This window comes from Pseudomonas sp. MF09150, assembly GCF_059862355.1.
In genome coordinates this window covers 379,415-397,491 of sequence record NZ_JCBCUS010000003.1, presented here as the reverse complement: position 1 = coordinate 397,491, position 18,077 = coordinate 379,415, and the positions used below count along the sequence as shown (strand labels likewise).

At 60.6% G+C, this 18,077-nt stretch carries 16 protein-coding genes; 14 read left to right on the top strand and 2 right to left on the bottom strand.

Annotation, left to right across the window (positions count from 1 at the left end):
• Positions 1-97: 97 nt before the first annotated feature.
• From argE to AC19YX_RS14660, 10 genes are all read left to right on the top strand, one after another.
• The gene (gene argE / locus AC19YX_RS14705) at positions 98-1,255 is read left to right on the top strand and encodes an acetylornithine deacetylase (protein WP_020295907.1); all 1,158 of its coding nucleotides are present in this window, start codon (positions 98-100) and stop codon (positions 1,253-1,255) included.
• Between the two features lie 134 nt (positions 1,256-1,389).
• Positions 1,390-2,688, top strand: coding sequence for an amino-acid N-acetyltransferase (argA, locus tag AC19YX_RS14700; protein ID WP_020295906.1), 1,299 nt, complete (start codon positions 1,390-1,392; stop codon positions 2,686-2,688).
• A gap of 514 nt (positions 2,689-3,202) precedes the next feature.
• Positions 3,203-4,573: an OprD family porin gene (locus tag AC19YX_RS14695; protein WP_201128471.1), complete on the top strand. Its 1,371-nt coding sequence runs from the start codon at positions 3,203-3,205 to the stop codon at positions 4,571-4,573.
• A 270-nt stretch (positions 4,574-4,843) separates the two neighbouring features.
• A complete protein-coding gene (locus AC19YX_RS14690; protein WP_020295904.1) occupies positions 4,844-5,482 on the top strand; it encodes a peroxiredoxin in 639 nt (212 codons plus the stop codon).
• Between the two features lie 267 nt (positions 5,483-5,749).
• A complete protein-coding gene (gene ssuE / locus AC19YX_RS14685) occupies positions 5,750-6,343 on the top strand; it encodes an NADPH-dependent FMN reductase (RefSeq protein ID WP_020295903.1) in 594 nt (197 codons plus the stop codon).
• A 99-nt stretch (positions 6,344-6,442) separates the two neighbouring features.
• Positions 6,443-7,408: a sulfonate ABC transporter substrate-binding protein gene (locus AC19YX_RS14680; protein ID WP_500606518.1), complete on the top strand. Its 966-nt coding sequence runs from the start codon at positions 6,443-6,445 to the stop codon at positions 7,406-7,408.
• 25 nt (positions 7,409-7,433) lie between these two features.
• Positions 7,434-8,582, top strand: coding sequence for an FMNH2-dependent alkanesulfonate monooxygenase (ssuD, locus tag AC19YX_RS14675; protein ID WP_020295901.1), 1,149 nt, complete (start codon positions 7,434-7,436; stop codon positions 8,580-8,582).
• Between the two features lie 8 nt (positions 8,583-8,590).
• Positions 8,591-9,379 (top strand): aliphatic sulfonate ABC transporter permease SsuC, encoded by a 789-nt coding sequence (gene ssuC, locus AC19YX_RS14670; protein WP_020295900.1) that lies wholly within the window; start codon positions 8,591-8,593, stop codon positions 9,377-9,379.
• Positions 9,376-10,182 carry an aliphatic sulfonates ABC transporter ATP-binding protein gene (gene ssuB, locus AC19YX_RS14665; protein ID WP_201128468.1) on the top strand — a complete coding sequence of 269 codons (807 nt, stop codon included), beginning with the start codon at positions 9,376-9,378 and terminating at the stop codon, positions 10,180-10,182. The genes ssuC and ssuB overlap by 4 nt, the downstream gene beginning before the upstream one ends.
• 108 nt (positions 10,183-10,290) lie before the next feature.
• Entirely contained in the window at positions 10,291-10,506 is a 216-nt protein-coding gene (locus AC19YX_RS14660; RefSeq protein ID WP_003213899.1) for a TOBE domain-containing protein, read from the top strand.
• 74 nt (positions 10,507-10,580) lie between these two features.
• Here the strand turns inward: AC19YX_RS14660 and AC19YX_RS14655 are convergent, their stop codons facing one another.
• Positions 10,581-11,213 carry a TetR/AcrR family transcriptional regulator gene (locus tag AC19YX_RS14655; protein ID WP_201128467.1) on the bottom strand — a complete coding sequence of 211 codons (633 nt, stop codon included), beginning with the start codon at positions 11,211-11,213 and terminating at the stop codon, positions 10,581-10,583.
• A 159-nt stretch (positions 11,214-11,372) separates the two neighbouring features.
• Positions 11,373-12,749 (bottom strand): glutamine synthetase family protein, encoded by a 1,377-nt coding sequence (locus AC19YX_RS14650; RefSeq protein ID WP_020295897.1) that lies wholly within the window; start codon positions 12,747-12,749, stop codon positions 11,373-11,375.
• Positions 12,750-13,027: 278 nt separating this feature from the next.
• Here AC19YX_RS14650 and AC19YX_RS14645 point away from each other — a divergent pair, with 278 nt between their 5' ends.
• The 4 genes from AC19YX_RS14645 (at position 13,028) to AC19YX_RS14630 (ending at position 17,915) form a co-directional block, all read left to right on the top strand.
• Positions 13,028-13,804, top strand: a complete 777-nt coding sequence (locus AC19YX_RS14645; RefSeq protein WP_500606517.1) for a gamma-glutamyl-gamma-aminobutyrate hydrolase family protein — start codon at positions 13,028-13,030, stop codon at positions 13,802-13,804.
• A 36-nt stretch (positions 13,805-13,840) separates the two neighbouring features.
• Positions 13,841-15,199 (top strand): glutamine synthetase family protein, encoded by a 1,359-nt coding sequence (locus tag AC19YX_RS14640; RefSeq protein ID WP_500606516.1) that lies wholly within the window; start codon positions 13,841-13,843, stop codon positions 15,197-15,199.
• 53 nt (positions 15,200-15,252) lie between these two features.
• Positions 15,253-16,617 carry an aspartate aminotransferase family protein gene (locus tag AC19YX_RS14635; protein ID WP_078470549.1) on the top strand — a complete coding sequence of 455 codons (1,365 nt, stop codon included), beginning with the start codon at positions 15,253-15,255 and terminating at the stop codon, positions 16,615-16,617.
• 200 nt (positions 16,618-16,817) lie between these two features.
• Positions 16,818-17,915, top strand: coding sequence for a polyamine ABC transporter substrate-binding protein (locus AC19YX_RS14630; RefSeq protein ID WP_078470550.1), 1,098 nt, complete (start codon positions 16,818-16,820; stop codon positions 17,913-17,915).
• Positions 17,916-18,077 lie beyond the last annotated feature (162 nt).

The window sequence follows — 18,077 nt, the reverse complement described above, 5'->3', positions numbered from 1 at the left end:
GTGTACAGGACAAGGCGCCTGGAGGTGCCGCGCCGGTTTATTCCTGTCGCAAGATGGCTCTATGATGAGCCTCATCTTTGCCGTCGGGAGCCAGCGCATGCCATTGCCGTCCATGAAAGACCAGTTCGCCGCGCTGATTGCCGCACCGTCCGTCAGTTGCACCCAGGCGGCGCTGGATCAATCCAATCGTGCGGTGATCGATCTGCTTGCCGCCTGGCTCGGTGACCTGGGGTTTGCCTGTGATATTCAGCAGGTCAGCCCCGGCAAGTTCAACTTGCTGGCCAGCTTCGGCAGCGGCCCGGGCGGGCTGGTCCTGGCAGGTCATAGCGATACGGTGCCATTCGACGAAGCCTTGTGGCAGACCGACCCCTTGAAACTGACCGAAGTCGACGGGCGCTGGATCGGCCTGGGCAGCTGTGACATGAAGGGCTTTTTTGCCCTGGTGATCGAGGCGGTCCAGCCGCTGCTGGACCAGCCGTTCAAGCAACCGCTGCTGATTCTGGCCACCTGTGACGAGGAAAGCTCCATGGCCGGGGCCCGCGCCTTGGCCGAAGCCGGTCGACCACTGGGCCGCGCTGCGGTGATCGGTGAGCCCACCGGGCTCAAGCCGATCCGCCTGCACAAGGGGGTGATGATGGAACGCATCGACATCCTCGGGCAGAGCGGGCACTCCTCTGACCCGCGCCTGGGCCACAGCGCGCTGGAGGCGATGCATGACGCCATCGGCGAGCTGCGCGGCCTGCGACTGGCCTGGCAGCGCGAATTTCGCAACCCGCAATTCAGTGTGCCGCAGCCAACCATGAACTTCGGTTGCATCCACGGCGGCGACAACCCCAATCGGATTTGCGGCCAGTGTTCCCTGGAATTCGACCTGCGGCCTTTGCCGGGCATGGACCCGCAGATGCTGCGCGCGGCCATCCGGCAGAAACTGGAACCCCTGGCCGAGCGCCATCAGGTGAAGATCGACTACGCGCCACTGTTCCCCGAAGTGCCGCCCTTTGAACAGGCGGAAGATGCCGAACTGGTGCGGGTGGCCGAACGACTGACCGGGCATCGCGCCGAAGCGGTGGCGTTTGGCACCGAAGCGCCTTATCTTCAGCGCCTTGGCTGCGAGACCCTGGTACTGGGCCCTGGCGACATCGCCTGTGCGCATCAACCGGGGGAGTACCTCGAAATGTCACGCTTGCAGCCTACCGTGCATCTATTACGTGAACTGATCGAACATTATTGCCTGACGCCGGCCCAACCCCAGTAAAGCGCCGGTGCCCAGGTCCGTACCTATAAGGAGAGTCAGCGTGTCGCCAAGCCTGTTCCGACGATAACCATCAGCCCGATGTGCGTTCTCTGTTTCACCCTTTTATAGGCTGCTTTTTATTAAGGCTCAGGTTCATGCCCGAATACGTCAATTGGCTTCGTCACGCTTCTCCTTACATCAACGCCCACCGCGATTGCACCTTCGTCGTCATGTTGCCCGGCGATGGGGTTGATCACCCCAACTTCGGCAATATCGTCCACGACCTGGTGCTGTTGCACAGCCTGGGCGTGCGCCTGGTGCTGGTGCACGGTTCGCGGCCGCAGATTGAAACCCGCCTGGCTGCGCGAGGCCTGACCCCCCATTACCACCACGGCCTGCGCATTACCGATGCCGCGACCCTGGAGTGCGTGATCGATGCGGTCGGCCATCTGCGGATTGCCATCGAGGCGCGCTTGTCCATGGACATGGCCTCGTCGCCGATGCAGGGCTCGCGCCTGCGGGTCGCCAGCGGCAACCTGGTGACGGCGCGGCCGATCGGCGTGCTCGAAGGCGTGGACTTCCACCACACCGGTGAAGTGCGGCGGGTCGACCGCAAGGGCATCAACCGCCTGCTGGACGAGCGCTCGATCGTGCTGCTGTCGCCCCTGGGTTACTCGCCGACCGGGGAGATCTTCAACCTCGCCTGCGAAGACGTCGCCACCCGCGCCGCCATCGACCTGGCGGCCGACAAGTTGCTGCTGTTTGGCGCCGACCGCGGGCTGATCGACGAAAACGGCAAGCTGGTGCGCGAGCTGCGGCCGCAACAGGTGCCCGCGCACTTGCAGCGCCTGGGGGCCAATTACCAGGCCGAACTGCTGGATGCCGCTGCCGAAGCCTGTCGCGGTGGCGTGGGGCGCAGCCATATCGTCAGCTACGCCGAAGATGGTGCGCTGCTGACCGAGCTTTTCACCCGCGACGGCGGCGGCACCCTGGTGGCCCAGGAGCAGTTCGAGCTGGTGCGCGAGGCAGCCATCGAGGATGTCGGCGGTTTGCTGGATCTGATCAGCCCGCTGGAAGAACAGGGGATTCTGGTGCGCCGCTCGCGGGAAGTGCTGGAGCGTGAAATCGAGCAGTTCAGCGTGGTCGAGCGCGAAGGGATGATCATTGCCTGCGCGGCGCTGTATCAGATCGCCGACTCCGATGCCGGCGAGTTGGCGTGCCTGGCGGTGAACCCCGAGTACCGCCACGGCCGTCGCGGCGATGAACTGTTGGAAAGGATTGAAACCCGGGCCCGGGCTCAAGGGCTGAAAACCCTGTTCGTACTGACCACGCGCACCGCCCACTGGTTTCGCGAGCGCGGCTTTGTGCCCAGCAGTGTCGAGCGCCTGCCATCGGCGCGGGCCTCGCTGTACAACTACCAGCGCAACTCGAAAATCTTCGAAAAAGCACTCTGAAATCCTGCTCGTCCCCGCCGTATCGGCGGGGGCGCACTCGCCGCTGTCCTGCAGCGGCATGTGTCAGGCGTATAGCGGCAATGTTGCAAAAAAAAGTCTGTTCGACACATAAACTGTAACAAATTGACGGGAGGATGAGCTCTTCGCCATGATGGCGTCGCTTTTCTGACCTGGTTTGACGTATTTACTTGCGCCAAATCAGATCGGTCTTAAGCATTTATGGGAAATACCATTAAGGAATTGGCTCGGTAGCCGATGTGGATGACTCGGCTGGCTTACGGCACGCCAAGGCATATTCCTGAATGGTATGAAAAAGAATGAAATAATTCTTTTTGGGTTTATGAGGAATTCATTACCCTGCAGGGACCAAATCAGCACGATTAGACCATGGTCGTAGACGCCGATAGTTGCGATTGACTTATCAGTCACGGTCTGGCGCTAATCGCGCATCTGTGGATCCGGGCGTACGACCCAGGGCCAAAGAACCACAAAAATTAGAAACGAGGAGCGAAACATGAATAAGTCCACCTTGGCCCTGGCTGTGGCCGTAGGGGTTTTGGCGCAGCAAGCAGGCGCCGCTGGTTTTATCGAAGACAGCAAGGCAACTTTGGGTCTGCGTAACTTCTATATCAACCAAGACAACCGTGACTCTGCTGCCACTGTGAACAAGAGCGAAGAATGGGGTCAGGGCTTCCAGCTCAACTTCACTTCCGGTTACACCCAAGGCACTGTCGGTTTTGGTATTGATGCCATTGGTCTGCTCGGCGTCAAACTTGATTCCGGTGGCGGCACCAACGGTGCAACCGCACGTTCCGGCGCCAACTCCGGCTCCTATGGCGGCATCGTGTTCCCAAGCAAGTCCAACGGCGAAGCGGTTGATGACTTCTCCAGCCTGGGCCTGACTGCCAAAGCCAAGATCTCCCAGACCGAGCTCAAGCTCGGCACCCTGCAGCCAAAACTGCCGGTTATCGTGACCAACGATGGTCGTTTGCTGCCGCAAACCTTCCAGGGCGGCCAGATCACTTCCAACGACATCAAGGACCTGACTCTGGTCGGTGGTCAGATCGAGAAAGCCAAAGGTCGTAACTCCAGCAACAATGAAAACCTGTCCATTGCGGGCGCCAACGGTGGTTCCAACTTTGGCAATGGCAAGTTCAGCAACAAGTTCTACTACGGTGGTGGTGACTACAAAATCACCAAAGACCTGACTGCCCAGTACTACTACGGCAATCTGGAAGACTTCTACAAACAGCACTTCCTGGGTCTGACCCATAACTGGGCGATCGGCCCTGGCGTATTGAAGTCCGACCTGCGTTACTTCAATAGCCGTGACGACGGTGCCAACGGCCACGAAGCGGCCTACTACACCTCCGGCAACTACTCCGGTGTGCCTAGCGGTAAAGGCAAAGTCGATAACAACCTGTACAGCGGCCTGTTCCTGTACTCGGTCGCCGGTCATACCTTCGGTGGCGGTTACCAGGTCAGCAACGGCAGCAGTGACTTCCCGTTCCTGAACCAGGGTGACGGCGCTTCGGCTTACCTGACCACTGACATGCAGATCGCCAAGTTCAACCGCGCTGGCGAGCGTACCTGGCAGGCGCGTTACGCTTACGACTTCGCCAAGCTGGGTGCACCAGGCCTGACCGCCGGTGTGATCTACCTGCGTGGCGATAACATCGACACCGTAGCGGCGAACCGTTCCGTTGCAGGCTCCGGCCGCTCCGAATGGGAACGCGACCTGACCGTTGCCTACGTTATTCCGGAAGGCCCGTTGAAAAACCTGGGTCTGACCTGGAAAAACGCCATGTGGCGCAACGATGTACCGGGCCAGCGCGACCAGGACGAAAACCGTCTGATCGTCAGTTACTCGCTGCCGCTGTTGTAATACCGCGTTAATACCACGCCCGGCGCAATGCCGGGCGTGGTGCTGTTTCAAGTCGGGCCCACCCCCGCGAGCCCTTCCCGAATCCCCTCTTTGCAACCACTCAAGGCCTTCTCGAACCCTGATGAGAATGGTGGTCTTCGCCTGCCTGTGGGTCCAGTGAATAGATTTTTAATATTCCTTTATGATCTGAATAAATCGATATTTATTCTTTTTAAATAAACTCCAGTGCAGGCAGAGTAGCTGCATACCGCACTCACAGGAGCAGCACCCATGAGCCTAAGACTGGGCGACATCGCCCCCGATTTCGAGCAGGATTCCAGCGCCGGCAAGATCCGTTTTCACGAATGGCTCGGCGACAGCTGGGGCGTGCTGTTTTCCCACCCGGCGGACTTCACCCCGGTGTGCACCACGGAGCTGGGCTTTACCGCCAAGCTCAAGGACGAATTCGCCCAACGTGGGGTCAAGGCCATTGCCCTGTCGGTGGACCCGGTGGACTCGCACCACAAGTGGATCGAGGACATCAACGAAACCCAGAACACTATCGTCAACTTCCCGATCCTGGCCGACGCCGATCGCAAGGTGTCCGACCTCTACGACCTGATCCACCCCAATGCCAACGACACGCTGACCGTGCGTTCGCTGTTCGTGATCGATCCGAACAAGAAAATCCGCCTGACCATTACCTACCCGGCCAGCACCGGGCGCAATTTCCACGAGATCCTGCGGGTGATCGACTCGCTGCAGCTCACCGACAACTACAAGGTGGCGACTCCCGCCAACTGGCAGGACGGTGATGAAGTGGTGATCGTGCCGTCCCTCAAGGACGAAGACGAAATCAAGAAACGCTTCCCTAAAGGTTACCGCGCAGTGAAGCCCTACCTGCGCCTGACGCCACAGCCCAATCGTTAATCGCGCCTGGGGGAGCCGCGGCGCCGGCCACCGACTATGGGCTGCCATGCCCGCTCCCCCTGGGCTTTGCAGAATCATGAAGCAGGGGTTTAAGGCCGTCTCGACGGCCTATTTTTTTGCCTGGAAGATTTTGCTTCTTATATTCTTTTTAAGAATAAACAAATGAAAAAATAAGATTTATAGATATATAAATTGACTGTTAAGGTCTGTCTCATTCAGCGAGATCGCAAACCGCGAATCGCTTTCAGCCCTCAAGGAAACCTCTGCATGCTGGTCGTCTCACTCGGTGGAAGTCCCAGCCAACGCTCCCGTTCCGGGGTGCTGCTGGATCACTCCAGGCGCTGGTTGCAGCAGCACGGTGTGGAAGTTGTCAGCTATCAGGTACGGGACTTCCCGGCCGAAGATCTGCTGCACGCCCGCTTCGACAGCCCAAAAGTGATCGACCTGTTGCAACAGATCGACCAGGCCGACGGCTTGCTGATCGCCACGCCGGTGTACAAGGCGTCGTTCTCCGGCGCGTTGAAGACCGTGCTCGATCTGCTGCCCGAACGCGCCCTGAGTCACAAGGTGGTGTTGCCAATGGCCACGGGTGGCAGCATCGCCCACATGCTGGCAGTGGATTACGCGCTCAAGCCGGTGCTGTCGGCGCTCAAGGCCCAGGAAATGCTGCACGGCATTTTTGCCGAGGACAGCCAGATCGCTTACGGCGAAGGCAGTGCCCAGGCGCAACTGGCGCCGGCTCTGGAGCAGCGTCTGAGCGAGGCCCTGGAGCAGTTCCACAGCGCCATGGCGCGCCGTCCCAAGCCGCTGGATCCGCATATCTTGAATGAACGTTTATTGAGTGCTCGCTGGAGCATTTGAGCCGCAACCGCCTTACCCGAATTTTGCAGTACTCACCTTACTCAGCCGCTAACGGCCAAGCAGGTGCAGCCAAAAACCCCACAGCAAAAGGAGAGCGCCATGCGCCCTGTAGTTTTGCGTCGCGGTCTGGTCGCTCTGTTTGTTGCGGCTGTGTCCTTCGGCGCCATCACCCAAGCCCAGGCTGAAAGACTGCGTATCGGTTATCAGAAATACGGCACCCTGGTGCTGCTCAAGGCCAAGGGTTCCCTGGAGAAACGCCTGGCGGCGCAAGGCGTCGACGTGCAGTGGACCGAGTTCCCCGGTGGCCCGCAGCTGCTTGAAGGGCTCAATGTCGGTTCGATCGACTTCGGTGTGACCGGTGAAACCCCGCCGGTGTTCGCCCAGGCCGCCGGTGCCGATCTGCTCTACGTGGCTTACGAGCCGCCGGCACCGACCAGCGAAGCGATCCTGGTGCCCAAGGGCTCGCCGATCAAGTCGGTGCAGGACCTCAAGGGCAAGAAGGTGGTGCTCAACAAAGGCTCCAACGTGCATTACCTGCTGGTGCGGGCCCTGGAAGATGCAGGTCTGAAATACAGCGATATCCAGACCATTTTCCTGCCACCCGCCGATGCCCGTGCCGCTTTCGAGCGCGGCAGTGTCGATGCCTGGGTGATCTGGGACCCGTACCAGGCCGCCGCCGAGCAACAGTTGCAAGCGCGCACCCTGCGCGATGGCAGCGGCATCGTCGACAACCACCAGTTCTACCTGGCAACCAAGCCCTACGCCGAGCAACACCCTGAGGTGATCAAGGCCCTGGTGGAAGAAGTGCGCGCAGTCGGTGAATGGTCCAAGGCCAACCCCGAGGAGGTGACCAAACAGGTGTCGCCGCTGCTGGGCCTGCCCGCCGACATCACCCTGACGTCGGTCAAGCGCCAGGGCTACGGCGCGCTGTTCCTGACCCCCGAGGTCGTGGCCGCGCAGCAGAAAATCGCCGACAGCTTCTACCAGCTCAAGCTGATTCCCAAGCCGTTGAGCATCAAGGATGTGATCTGGACCCCACCTGCCGCCGTTGCCAAAGCGCCGTAACTCGAACCCCTTAGGAGACAACTCCATGAGCCTCAATATTTTCTGGTTCCTGCCTACCCACGGTGACGGCCATTACCTTGGCACCGCCGAAGGCGCACGGGCCGTCGATCACGGTTACCTGCAGCAGATTGCCCAGGCCGCCGATCGTCTTGGCTTTGGCGGGGTGCTGATCCCTACCGGACGTTCCTGCGAGGACTCCTGGCTGGTGGCCGCCTCGTTGATCCCCGTGACCCAGCGCCTGAAATTCCTGGTAGCCCTGCGCCCCGGGATCATTTCCCCGACGGTGGCGGCGCGTCAGGCAGCGACCCTGGATCGCCTGTCCGGTGGCCGGGCGTTGTTCAACCTGGTGACGGGTGGCGATCCGGATGAATTGGCCGGCGATGGGTTGTTCCTGAGCCATGAAGAGCGTTACCAGGCTTCCGTGGAGTTCACCCGCATCTGGCGCCGGGTACTGGAAGGTGAAACCGTCGACTACGACGGCCAGCACATCAGTGTGAAGGGCGCCAAGCTGCTGTACCCGCCCATCCAGCAACCGCGCCCGCCGCTGTACTTTGGCGGTTCGTCGGAAGCGGCCCAGGATCTCGCGGCCGAGCAGGTGGAGATGGTCCTGACCTGGGGCGAGCCCCCGGCGGCGGTGGCCGAGAAGATCGAACAGGTGCGGGCCAAGGCGGCCAAGCTGGGGCGCACCGTGCGCTTTGGTATTCGCTTGCATGTGATCGTGCGTGAAACCAACGACGAAGCCTGGCAAGCCGCCGAGCGCCTGATTTCCCACCTGGACGACGACACCATCGCCCGGGCCCAGGCCTCGCTGGCGCGCTTTGATTCGGTTGGCCAGCAGCGCATGGCAGCCTTGCATGGCGGCAACCGCGACCAGCTGGAAGTCAGCCCCAACCTCTGGGCCGGCGTCGGCCTGGTGCGCGGTGGTGCCGGCACCGCCCTGGTCGGCGACGGGCCGACGGTGGCAGCGCGCATGCAGGAGTACGCGGACCTGGGCATCGACACCTTTATCTTCTCCGGTTACCCACACCTGGAAGAGGCTTATCGGGTTGCCGAACTGCTGTTCCCGCACCTGGATATCGAGCGTCCCGAATTGCCCAAAAGCAGCGGTTACGTGAGCCCGTTCGGCGAGATGGTGGCCAACGACATCCTTCCCAAAGCTGTGTCCCAGAGCTGAGCGCGGCCATGAACAGTCAAAACGTATTCCATCGGCTGGCGCCGTGGGCCTTGCCGGTATTGCTGCTGGCGGTGTGGCAGCTGTCGGTGTCGGCGGGCTGGTTATCGACGCGGATCCTGCCGGCACCGAGCGCCGTGATTGAAGCCGGGGTCAGCCTGATTCGCAGCGGCGAAATCTGGACCCACCTGGCCATCAGCGGCTGGCGCGCGGCGATCGGCTTCCTGATCGGCGGCGGCATCGGCCTGGCCCTGGGCTTTATCACTGGCCTGTCGAAGTGGGGCGAGCGCCTGCTGGACAGCTCGGTGCAGATGATTCGCAACGTGCCGCACCTGGCGCTGATCCCGCTGGTGATCCTGTGGTTCGGCATCGATGAGTCGGCAAAAATCTTCCTGGTGGCCTTGGGGACGTTGTTCCCGATCTACCTCAACACCTATCACGGCATCCGCAACGTCGATCCGGCGCTGGTGGAAATGGCCCGCAGCTACGGCCTGTCCGGCTTCAGCCTGTTCCGCCAGGTGATCCTGCCGGGTGCGCTGCCATCGATTCTGGTGGGGGTGAGGTTTGCCCTTGGCTTTATGTGGCTGACCCTGATCGTGGCGGAAACCATCTCTGCCAGCTCCGGCATCGGTTACCTGGCAATGAACGCCCGGGAATTCCTGCAGACCGACGTGGTGGTACTGGCGATCGTCCTGTACGCCGTGCTCGGCAAGCTGGCCGACCTGGCCGCCCGCGGCCTGGAACGTGTCTGGTTGCGTTGGCATCCGGCCTATCAAGTGGCTAAAGGCGGTGCGCAATGACGGCTCAACAACCTCCACGCCTGCTGCGCGGCATTCCGCTGGCAGTGCGCAAGCTGCAAAAAACTTTTGGCTCGCGCCAGGTGTTGCGCGAGGTCGACCTGCATATTCCGGCCGGGCAGTTCGTGGCCGTGGTCGGTCGCAGCGGCTGCGGCAAGAGCACCTTGCTGCGCCTCCTGGCCGGTCTCGACAAGCCCACGGCCGGCGAGCTGCTGGCGGGGTCGGCAGCGCTCAGCGAGGCGATTGAAGACACCCGTCTGATGTTCCAGGAGGCGCGCCTGCTGCCTTGGAAAAAAGTCATCGACAACGTCGGCCTTGGCCTCAAGGGCAACTGGCGTCCGCAGGCGTTGCAGGCCCTGGAGGCGGTCGGCCTGGCGGACCGGGCTCAGGAATGGCCAGCGGCGCTTTCCGGCGGGCAGAAGCAGCGCGTGGCCCTGGCCCGCGCCTTGATCCACCAGCCGCGCCTGCTGTTGCTGGATGAGCCCCTGGGTGCCCTGGACGCCTTGACCCGGATCGAGATGCAGCAGCTGATCGAAGGCCTGTGGCAAAAACATGGCTTCACGGTGTTGCTGGTCACCCATGACGTCAGCGAAGCGGTGGCCATTGCCGACCGCGTGATCCTGATCGAAGACGGTGAAGTCGGCCTCGACCTGCTGGTGGACCTGCCGCGCCCTCGGGCCCGTGGTTCGCACCGCCTGGCCGCGCTGGAAACCGAAGTCCTGAATCGTGTGCTGTCGCTGCCCGGGTCACCCCCGGAGCCGGAACCTGTTTCACCCTTGCCCACGCAATTACGCTGGGCACAGTAAGAGCAGCTGCACGTTGCGAGCGTCCAGCGGCAAGCAAGAGCACGGCGCTTTTACTTGCTGCTTGAAGCTCGCCACTTGCGGCTTATTTTCGACCCTAGGAGAAATCGCATGACTATCAAAGCCATCAACGTCCGTAACCAGTTCAAAGGCACCATCAAGGAAATCGTCGAAGGCGACGTGCTGTCGGAAATCGACGTGCAGACGGCCTCCGGCATCGTCACGTCGGTGATCACCACCCGTTCGGTCAAGGAGCTGGAGCTGGTGATCGGCAGCGAAGTGATCGCGTTCGTGAAATCCACCGAGGTGTCGATCGCCAAGTTGTGATCGCGGTGTTGAGACAGCCTCGACGGGTGTGAGCCCTTCGGGGCTTTTTTATGGGCGCCCGGGCGAGCGGCGGGTCACGCCTCGCGTTTGGCCAGGTACGGCGGCAGGTACAGCCCCAGGTAGGCGTCGAACACGCGCATGCCTTCCTCGGCCATGCGCGGGGTGATCTGGCCGTGCTGTTGCACCGAGCGCGCATAGACCCGATCGCCCAGCTCCATGGCCAGGGCGAACACGTCGACATCGGTCGGCAGCGCCGGCAACTGGAAATGCCGATCGAACAGAGTGTGCATCAGGTCGCCCAGCTCAAGGTCGTGCTGGCGGTCGGCCTGGGTGACTTCGGTCAGGCCGTGCTGGGCGAGGATCAACTGGCGGGCCGCGGCGTCCTCGCTGTAGATGGCGAGCATGCGTTGCTCCACCAGGCGCGAGAGATCGCGCCAGCTGTGCAGGCGGGTGGTTTCGATGGGTTCTTGCAGGCAGGCGCGAAAGGCGGCGTGCACATCGGCGGTGAGGGCCTCCAGCAATGCCGGGACGCTGGCGAAGAAGTGGTAGACCGACGACGGCGGGATCTGCGCCCGTTCCGCCACGCTGTAGATCGACAGGCTGGCCACGCCCTCGGCGGCCAGCAGGGTGCGGGCGGCATCGAGGATCGAGTCGATGCGGGCCTGGCTGCGAGCGCGGGGTTTGCGAAGGGGGGCGGGGCGGGTCATCGAAGTCTCCTCACTGGGCAGCGGGCATTGTACGAGCAGGGTGGAGTGTTGTCTGCCAGGACACCGTCGCGCACCGCCGCTGATGAAAGCGCCCGGTGGCGACCCATAAAAAAACGCCGCAGGCGCTGAAGCCTGCGGCGTTGTTTTTATCGCAACCGTTTACACGGTATGCAGGTACCAGTTGTATTCGAGGTCGGAGATGGAGTGTTCGAACTCCTCCAGCTCGCTCTCTTTACAGGCGACAAAGATATCGATGTATTTCGGGTCGATGTACTTGGCCATGACTTCGCTGTCGTCCAACTCGCGCAGGGCATCGCGCAGGTTGTTCGGCAGGCTTTGCTCGTTCTGCTCGTAGGAGTTGCCTTCAACCGGCGCCCCCGGCTCGATCTTGTTGGTCAGGCCGTGGTGCACGCCTGCGAGGACCGAAGCCATCAGCAGGTACGGGTTGGCATCGGCGCCGGCTACGCGGTGTTCGATGCGCACGGCATCGGACGAACCAGTCGGGACGCGGATCGCCACGGTGCGGTTGTCCAGGCCCCAGCACGGCGAGTTCGGCACGTAGAACTGAGCGCCGAAACGACGGTACGAGTTGACGTTCGGGCAGAGGAAAGCCATCTGCGCCGGTAGGGTCTCGAGCACACCGCCGATCGCGTGACGCAATGCGGCGTTCTGCTCGGGATCCTCACTGGCAAAAATATTCTTGCCGTCTTTGTCCAGAATCGAAATGTGCACGTGCAGACCGTTGCCCGCCTGGCCCGGGTAAGGCTTGGCCATGAAGGTGGTGTCCATCTCATGGTCGTAGGCGATGTTCTTGATCAGGCGCTTGAGCAGTACTGCGTAGTCGCAGGCCTTGATCGGGTCGGCGACGTGGTGCAGGTTCACTTCGAACTGCGCCGGGGCACTTTCCTTGACGATGGCGTCAGCCGGGATGCCTTGCTCTTTCGCACCTTCCAGAATGTCCTGGAGGCAGTCGACGTATTCGTCGAGGTCGTCGATCAGGTAGACCTGTGTCGAGTGCGGGCGTTTGCCGGAGATCGGCGAGCGCGGCGGTTGAGGGCGGCCATTCACGTTCTCCTGGTCGATCAGGTAGAACTCCAACTCGAACGCGGCGCAGATGGTCAGGCCCAGGTCATCGAATTTTGTAACGACTTGGCGCAACACTTCACGCGGGTCGGCGAAGAAAGGTTCGCCTTCGAGTTCGTGCATGGTCATTAACAGTTGCGCGGTGGGGCGCTTCTGCCACGGCTCATTGCACAGGGTATCGGGGATCGGATAACAGATTCGGTCAGCATCACCGATGTCTAGACCCAGGCCGGTGCTTTCCACCGTCGAGCCATTGATATCCAGAGCAAATAGAGAGGCCGGCAGGTTGATGCCTTTCTCGTAAACCTTGTGGAGGCTGGTGCGTTCGATGCGCTTGCCGCGCACCACACCATTCATATCCGCAATCAGAAGGTCAACGTACAGAACCTCAGGATGTTCCTTAAGGAACGCGTTCGCTTCGTTAAGCTGAACGGCACGCGGGGGTACCGACATGATGCAACACCTTTGTTGTTAAAAATATCAATCATTGATCTTTTCTGGTTTCAGTCAACCCGAACGGCATGCCGAAGTCAAGTGAGGCCTTTTACGCCCTAATAAAGCGCTTGCACGGCACTTTCGCGGCAAAACAGGGCGTTTTTCCGTCTTCAGCTACCTCCGGTACCGCAGGCTTGAGCGGGCCGTGTTGTATTTTTTACGGAGGTGTTGTGTAAAAAAATGAACAAGGCTAAGCTCGATTCAAACCCATAACAGCAATAATACCGGGGTGCTTCATGTCTCGCCTGCCGTTAATCGGCGTCACCGCCTGCACCAAGCAGGTCGGTCTGCATGCTTATCATATCAGTGGCGATAAGTACGTCCGCGCAGTTGCTGTTGCTGCCAAGGGCTTGCCATTGATTCTGCCAGCCTTGGCAGAGCTGCTCGACCCGAACGATATTATTGACGGTCTGGACGGCATTCTCTTTACCGGCTCCCCTTCCAATATCGAACCTTTTCATTACCAGGGCCAGGCCAGTGCGCCGGGTACTGCTCATGATTCTGCACGCGATGCCACCACCCTCCCGTTGATTCGTGCTGCTGTTGCGGCCGGAATTCCAGTGCTCGGCATCTGCCGCGGCTTTCAGGAAATGAACGTCGCCTTCGGCGGCAGCCTGCATCAGAACGTTCATCTGGTCGGCCCCTATATGGACCACCGCGAAGATCCCAGCCAGCCGCTGGAGGTGCAGTATGCCCCGGCCCATGCCGCGCACATCCAGGCCGGCGGCGTGCTGGCCGGCCTGGGCTTGCCGAGCGAGATCCAGGTCAACTCGATCCACGCCCAGGGCGTCGATCGCCCGGCCCCCGGCCTGCGGGTCGAGGCGGTAGCGCCCGACGGCTTGATCGAGGCGATTTCCGTGACGGCGGGCAAGGCTTTTGCTTTAGGCGTGCAATGGCATCCCGAATGGCAGGTAAGCTCCAACCCTCACTACCTGGCCATTTTCCAGGCCTTTGGTGAGGCCTGCCGCAAGCGGGCAACACAACGCGACGCCGATGCGTCACAAAACGCCTGACTTATAAGAGTCAGGAAACTCAGCCTAGAGGCATTTATGAGTAACAACCTCGACCAGCTCACCGATTGGTTGAAAGACCACAAGATCACAGAAGTCGAATGCATGATTGGCGATCTGACCGGTATCACCCGGGGCAAGATCTCGCCGACCAACAAGTTCATCGCCGAAAAAGGCATGCGCCTGCCCGAGAGCGTGCTGTTGCAGACGGTCACCGGCGACTATGTCGAAGACGACATCTATTACGAGCTGCTCGATCCTGCCGACATCGACATGATCTGCCGCCCTGACCAGAACGCCGTATTCCTCGTGCCCTGGGCCATCGAGCCCACGGCGCAGGTGATCCACGACACCTACGACAAGCAAGGCAACCCGATCGAGCTGTCGCCGCGCAACGTCTTGAAGAAAGTCCTGAAGCTCTACTCCGATCGCGGTTGGCAGCCCATCGTCGCTCCGGAGATGGAGTTCTACCTGACCAAGCGCTGCGAAGACCCGGACTTCCCGTTGCAGCCGCCCATCGGCCGCTCCGGTCGCCCGGAAACCGGCCGCCAGTCGTTCTCCATTGAAGCCGCCAACGAATTCGACCCGTTGTTCGAAGACGTCTACGACTGGTGCGAGCTGCAGGAACTGGACCTCGATACCCTGATTCACGAAGACGGCACGGCGCAGATGGAAATTAACTTCCGTCACGGCGATGCCCTGTCCCTGGCCGACCAGATCCTGGTGTTCAAACGCACCATGCGCGAGGCCGCGCTCAAGCACAATGTAGCGGCGACCTTCATGGCCAAGCCCATGACCGGCGAACCCGGCAGCGCCATGCACCTGCACCAGAGCATCATCGACATCGAGACCGGCAAGAACGTCTTCTCCAATGAAGACGGGACCATGAGCCAGCTGTTCCTGCACCACATCGGTGGTTTGCAGAAGCTGATTCCCGAGCTGTTGCCGCTGTTCGCACCGAACGTCAATTCGTTCCGCCGCTTCCTGCCCGATACGTCGGCGCCGGTGAACGTGGAGTGGGGCGAAGAGAACCGCACCGTCGGCCTGCGCGTACCGGATGCCGGCCCGCAGAACCGTCGTGTGGAAAACCGCCTGCCGGGGGCTGACGCCAACCCTTACTTGGCGATTGCCGCGAGCCTGCTCTGCGGTTTTATCGGCATGGTCGAGGGGGTCAATCCGAGCGCGCCGGTGGTCGGTCGTGGTTACGAGCGCCGCAACCTGCGCCTGCCGCTGACCATCGAAGACGCGCTGGAGCGTATGGAAAACAGCGCCACCGTCGAAAAATACCTGGGTAAAAAATTCATCACTGGCTACGTCGCGGTCAAGCGGGCCGAGCATGAAAACTTCAAGCGCGTGATCAGCTCATGGGAGCGGGAATTCCTGCTGTTCGCCGTCTGACACACCGGGCGCCGCGGCCGCAAGCGGCGCCCAACTGACTCTAGGAGAGCCGTATGACCAGCAACAACCCGCAAACCCGTGAATGGCAAGCCCTCAGCAACGATCACCACCTGGCCCCCTTCAGCGATTTCAAGCAGCTGAAAGAGAAAGGCCCGCGGATCATCACCACCGCCAAGGGCGTGTACCTGTGGGACAGCGAAGGCAACAAGATCCTCGACGGCATGGCCGGCCTGTGGTGCGTGGCCATCGGTTACGGTCGTGATGAACTGGCGGATGCTGCCGCCAAGCAGATGAAAGAACTGCCGTACTACAACCTGTTCTTCCAGACCGCCCACCCGCCGGTGCTGGAGCTGTCCAAGGCCATCGCCGACATTGCCCCTGAAGGCATGAACCACGTGTTCTTCACCGGTTCCGGCTCCGAAGGCAACGACACCATGCTGCGTATGGTCCGCCACTACTGGGCGATCAAGGGCCAGCCGAACAAGAAAACCATCATCAGCCGGGTCAACGGCTATCACGGTTCCACCGTGGCCGGCGCCAGCCTGGGCGGCATGACTTACATGCACGAACAGGGCGACCTGCCGATCCCGGGCATTGTCCACATCCCGCAACCCTACTGGTTCGGCGAGGGTGGCGACATGAGCCCCGAAGAGTTCGGGGTCTGGGCCGCCAACCAGTTGGAAGAGAAGATTCTGGAAATCGGCGTGGATAACGTCGGTGCTTTTATTGCCGAACCGATCCAGGGCGCCGGTGGCGTGATCGTTCCGCCGGAAAGCTACTGGCCGCGCATCAAGGAAATCCTCGCCAAGTACGACATCCTGTTCGTCGCCGACGAGGTGATCTGCGGTTTCGGGCGTACCGGCGAATGGTTCGGCAGCGACTTCTACGACCTCAAGCCGGACATGATGACCATCGCCAAGGGCCTGACCTCGGGCTACATCCCGATGGGTGGCCTGATCGTGCGCGACGAAGTGGTCGCGGTGTTGAATGAAGGCGGTGATTTCAACCACGGCTTCACCTATTCCGGGCACCCGGTGGCGGCGGCCGTGGCCCTGGAAAACATCCGCATCATGCGCGATGAAAAAATTATCGAACGCGTTCATGCAGAAACGGCACCTTATTTGCAGAAACGTCTGCGCGAACTCAACGATCACCCCCTGGTGGGCGAAGTTCGTGGAGTGGGTCTGCTGGGCGCCATCGAGCTGGTTCAGGACAAGGCGACACGGGCGCGGTATGTGGGCAAGGGCGTCGGCATGATCTGCCGTCAGTTCTGCTTCGACAATGGCCTGATCATGCGCGCCGTGGGCGACACCATGATCATCGCTCCACCGCTGGTGATCAGCCACGCGGAGATCGATGAACTGGTGGCCAAGGCACGCAAGTGCCTGGATCTGACCTTGAGTGCGCTGCAAGGCTAAGTGCTAGGCTCTGGGCGGAGTATCTCGCGGTACTTTCGCCCTGAGCAGTTATAAAGGATGGGTCTTTCCTTGAAAGCCTGCCTTGGATCTTGCCAGACTACCCGCTGTTTTTAGTTGCCCGGGAATCGGCCGCCGGCTCTTGGTTAACAAGAATGTGGTTAAAAAGAATAATTGGAGCATTACGCATGAAGGCATTAGGTATGAAGATAGCTGGCAAGACCCTCCTCGCGATCTCCCTGATGGGCGCATTCGCTGGCGCAGCCCAGGCCGATGACAAGGTTCTGCACGTTTACAACTGGTCCGACTACATCGCGCCGGACACCATCAAGAAGTTTGAAACCGAATCCGGTATCAAAGTCGTGTACGACGTGTTCGACAGTAACGAAACCCTGGAAGCCAAGTTGTTGGCCGGCAAGTCCGGTTACGACATCGTGGTGCCGTCCAACAACTTCCTGGCCAAACAGATCAAGGCCGGTGTCTACCAAGAGTTGGACCGCTCCAAACTGCCTAATTGGAAAAACCTCAACGAATCCCTGCTCAAGGCCGTATCCGTCAGCGACCCGGGCAACAAACACGCATTCCCTTACATGTGGGGCTCGATCGGTATCGGCTTCAATGCCGAGAAGGTCAAGGCTGCATTGGGCGCCGATGCACCGACCAACTCCTGGGACCTGCTGTTCAAGCCTGAGAACGCAGCCAAGTTGAAATCGTGCGGCATCAGCTTCCTCGATTCGCCAACCGAGATGATTCCGGTGGCACTGCACTACCTGGGCTATCCAACCGACAGCCAGGACAAGAAACAACTGGCCGAAGCTGAAGCACTGTTCCTGAAGATCCGTCCTTCGATCGGCTACTTCCACTCTTCCAAGTACATCTCTGACCTGGCCAACGGCAACATCTGCGTCGCGGTCGGTTACTCGGGCGATATCTACCAGGCCAAGTCCCGTGCTGCCGAAGCCGGTGACAAGGTGAAAGTCAGCTACAACATTCCGAAAGAAGGTGCTGGCAGCTTCTACGACATGGTCGCCATCCCGAAAGATGCGGAAAACGTCGAAGGCGCCTACAAGTTCATGACCTTCCTGCAGAAGCCGGAAATCATGGCCGAGATCACCAACGCCGTGCGTTTCCCCAACGGTAACGCGGCTGCAACCGCCCTGGTCGATAAAGACATCACCAGCGATCCAGGCATCTACCCGCCAGCGGACGTGCAGGCCAAGTTGTATGCGATTGCCGACTTGCCAGCCGCGACCCAGCGGATCCTGACGCGCAGCTGGACCAAGATCAAATCCGGTAAATAACGCAAACCTGTAGCCGCTGCCCAAGGCCGCGATGGCCCCGAAAGGGGCCTGGCGCTGATGAAAGCAGGGTTTTCTTCGTCAGCGCTGGCAGCCTGCCAGCAGCGGCTACATCGGTTTTGCCGTAATTAAATGACAGAAAGTTTTGCTGGAACGGTTTATCGA

Bases quoted from the DNA above. Each gene is read 5' to 3' on its own strand.
- ssuC (WP_020295900.1), top strand. From the start codon at position 8,591: ATGAACAGTCAAAACGTATTCCATCGGCTGGCGCCGTGGGCCTTGCCG.
- ssuD (WP_020295901.1), top strand. From the start codon at position 7,434: ATGAGCCTCAATATTTTCTGGTTCCTGCCTACCCACGGTGACGGCCAT.
- AC19YX_RS14635 (WP_078470549.1), top strand. From the start codon at position 15,253: ATGACCAGCAACAACCCGCAAACCCGTGAATGGCAAGCCCTCAGCAAC.
- argA (WP_020295906.1), top strand. From the start codon at position 1,390: ATGCCCGAATACGTCAATTGGCTTCGTCACGCTTCTCCTTACATCAAC.
- AC19YX_RS14695 (WP_201128471.1), top strand. From the start codon at position 3,203: ATGAATAAGTCCACCTTGGCCCTGGCTGTGGCCGTAGGGGTTTTGGCG.
- AC19YX_RS14680 (WP_500606518.1), top strand. From the start codon at position 6,443: ATGCGCCCTGTAGTTTTGCGTCGCGGTCTGGTCGCTCTGTTTGTTGCG.
- AC19YX_RS14660 (WP_003213899.1), top strand. From the start codon at position 10,291: ATGACTATCAAAGCCATCAACGTCCGTAACCAGTTCAAAGGCACCATC.
- AC19YX_RS14645 (WP_500606517.1), top strand. From the start codon at position 13,028: ATGTCTCGCCTGCCGTTAATCGGCGTCACCGCCTGCACCAAGCAGGTC.
- AC19YX_RS14650 (WP_020295897.1), bottom strand. From the start codon at position 12,749: ATGTCGGTACCCCCGCGTGCCGTTCAGCTTAACGAAGCGAACGCGTTC.
- ssuB (WP_201128468.1), top strand. From the start codon at position 9,376: ATGACGGCTCAACAACCTCCACGCCTGCTGCGCGGCATTCCGCTGGCA.
- AC19YX_RS14690 (WP_020295904.1), top strand. From the start codon at position 4,844: ATGAGCCTAAGACTGGGCGACATCGCCCCCGATTTCGAGCAGGATTCC.
- argE (WP_020295907.1), top strand. From the start codon at position 98: ATGCCATTGCCGTCCATGAAAGACCAGTTCGCCGCGCTGATTGCCGCA.
- AC19YX_RS14655 (WP_201128467.1), bottom strand. From the start codon at position 11,213: ATGACCCGCCCCGCCCCCCTTCGCAAACCCCGCGCTCGCAGCCAGGCC.
- ssuE (WP_020295903.1), top strand. From the start codon at position 5,750: ATGCTGGTCGTCTCACTCGGTGGAAGTCCCAGCCAACGCTCCCGTTCC.
- AC19YX_RS14630 (WP_078470550.1), top strand. From the start codon at position 16,818: ATGAAGATAGCTGGCAAGACCCTCCTCGCGATCTCCCTGATGGGCGCA.
- AC19YX_RS14640 (WP_500606516.1), top strand. From the start codon at position 13,841: ATGAGTAACAACCTCGACCAGCTCACCGATTGGTTGAAAGACCACAAG.